This is a genomic window from Variovorax sp. WDL1 (genome assembly GCF_001541225.1).
GTDB lineage: Bacteria > Pseudomonadota > Gammaproteobacteria > Burkholderiales > Burkholderiaceae_C > Variovorax.
In genome coordinates, this window is the sequence record NZ_LMTS01000290.1 from 1 (window position 1) to 2289 (window position 2289).

Here is a 2289-nt window from a genome sequence, read left to right on the forward strand (position 1 = left end):
GCACTGCCGATGCGGCTGGCATTGGCGCCGTCGACGGCGCGGGCAGCATCATCGTCAATGGCCTGCGCTACGACACCGACACCGCTGTCTTCAGCGTCGAGGATGCCCCCGCGCTGCAGCTGGGCATGAGCGCGAAGGTGACGGGCCCGGTCAACGCGGACTTCACTAGCGGCATCGCCCGGCGGGTTGAATCTGCGGCCGACCTGCGCGGTACGCTGTCCTCCATCAACCTGGCGCAAGGCAGCTTCGTCATCCTGGGCACGACCGTCACCACCGACGAGGCCACCGTGTGGGCCGACTCAGCCGGGCTTGCTGCCGTCGCGCCCGGCAGCACGCTGCAGGTCTGGGGTTTGCCGGGTGCACCGGGCGTTCTGCGGGCCACGCGCATCGAGCAGCAGCATGGAGCGGCCGCGCCGATCCTCACGGGCACGGTTCAGAACCTGGACCCCGCGAGGCAGAAGTTCACGATCGGCGGGACGGTTGTCGAGTACGGCGCGGCGGCGCTTTCCGGCAGTGCCGGCGGCGGCCCCTTGACCAATGGCACCTTGGTGCGCGTTCGCGCAAACGCGGTGCAATCGGACCGGCTTGCGGCGACCCTCGTCCAATGGTGGTACCCGGTACCCACGGCGAACGCCACGGCGGTGCAGCTCGCAGGCATTGTCACCGACTACGCAGGCCTGAGCTCGCTGCGGGTGCTCAACGTTCCGGTGAACGCTTCGGGCGCGAAGATCACAGGCGGGCCCGCCAGCGCCGTCGGCAATGGCGTCAAGGTGGAAGTCGGCGGTGTCATGTCCAACGGGGTGCTTCAAGCCTCGAAGCTCAAGATCCGTCACGTGCCAGGCACCGGTGGACCCTCGAGCTTCCTGCTTATCGGGACCGTGGGCAACTTCAGCTCGGTGGCGAGCTTCCGGGTCCGCGGCCAGCCCGTAGATGCCAGCGCCTCAGGTATGGTGTTCGTGAACGGCAGCGCTGCGAACCTTCGCAACGGCGCCAAGGTCAACATCGAGGGCTCGCAGGTCGTGAATGGCGTGCTCATCGCCACGCGCGTCAGTTTCGACTGACGAGCTCTTCACGTGTACGGGAACGGCGCGCTGCCGTTCTCGGCAAACCTGAGGTGACCATAGGTGGCCCGGGCGGCGCCGCGTCGAGCGGATGCTCGGCGCTTCTTGTTACGCCACTGCTGAGCTGCACTAAGAAGTTCCTCAACTAGACTAGGTATGCGGGCTATGGAGGAACAACATGTGGAAACCTGAGAGATCGATCGTCATTGCCGGCTTCACCTTGGATCCAGATGAGGCGTGGGTGCAAAGATTCTCGCAGGAGTACTCCAGGCTCACGCAGGACAAGGAAGACCTCGAGCGAATTGCGGATTGGGCAATTGAGCTCTACGCTTCCTGTGCCGAGAACGATCCGGTCGAGCTTTCTCGCGAGGCGTTCCGAAGAGGAGTGCCAATCTGCACTCCTCTTGAGACTAGGTGCTGAAAGGCTCTGGCCCTTCATGACGCGCCGCTTGGCTTCTGGCGCTTAGTTGACTTGCGCTGTGCAGTGCGCCAGGCCTGGGGGTCTCGACCTAATCCGTCGGCTAAGATGAAAACGATGCGGCAGTCGGGAGACGGAACTGCGCTTGCTGCTTCCGACCCAACGGATTGCAAATCCGTTTAGCCCACTTGCATGGCACCGGCGCACAGGCGCACAGGCGCAACATCGTGAGGGATGAGATGTCGAGCATCTGCATCCGGTCGACGCGCACTTCTCCATGCGGTCCATGTCGGTGTACTTGGGGCGCCGCAAAGCTCACCCTTTCGGCAGTGCCACGCAGTAGGCAAAGAACTCTTCTAGCTCCGTCGACTTGTCAAAGACGACGGATGCTCCGGCCGCCAAGGCCCGCTCACGGGTAGTCGCTGTCGCATAGTTCGTGAGGATCACGATCGGGAGGTCCGAGCGTGCGCTTCTGAAGTGCTTGGCGACGCCAAGGCCCGATCCTTCTCTGAGCAGGAGATCCACGACGACAAGATGCAGTTCAGCTGTGTGCGAGGCAAGCCACACCAGTGCTTCGCTTTCCGTCTCCGCGAATCCAATGACCTCCACGTCCGCGAGATCACGCATGGCAGGCACCAAGTTCGCCCGAATGGTCTCGCTGTCCTCAACCAGGAATGTTTTGGTACCCATGGGCCGTCGTGTAGCGGCCACGATGATGCAGCATCTTCATCTGCAGCCACGTAGGCGGGCGCAGTCAGGTGCCGGGCACTTGCCCGGCGTCAACTATTCTGAGCGGCGAGCGTCAATTAT

The 2289-nt window shown here is 63.4% G+C and carries 3 protein-coding genes; 2 read left to right on the forward strand and 1 reads right to left on the reverse strand.

Annotated elements, in window-relative coordinates:
• The coding region (locus tag APY03_RS42955) for a DUF5666 domain-containing protein (RefSeq protein WP_068684765.1) at nucleotides 1–1061 on the forward strand (1061 nt) is incomplete at its 5' end.
• A 178-nt stretch (nucleotides 1062–1239) separates the two neighbouring features.
• The gene (locus APY03_RS44995; RefSeq protein ID WP_068684767.1) at nucleotides 1240–1482 is read left to right on the forward strand and encodes a hypothetical protein; all 243 of its coding nucleotides are present in this window, start codon (nucleotides 1240–1242) and stop codon (nucleotides 1480–1482) included.
• A gap of 312 nt (nucleotides 1483–1794) precedes the next feature.
• On the opposite strand, the gene APY03_RS35265 is transcribed toward APY03_RS44995, so the two are convergent.
• Entirely contained in the window at nucleotides 1795–2169 is a 375-nt protein-coding gene (locus APY03_RS35265) for a response regulator (RefSeq protein ID WP_068684769.1), read from the reverse strand.
• Between the last annotated feature and the right edge of the window lie 120 nt (nucleotides 2170–2289).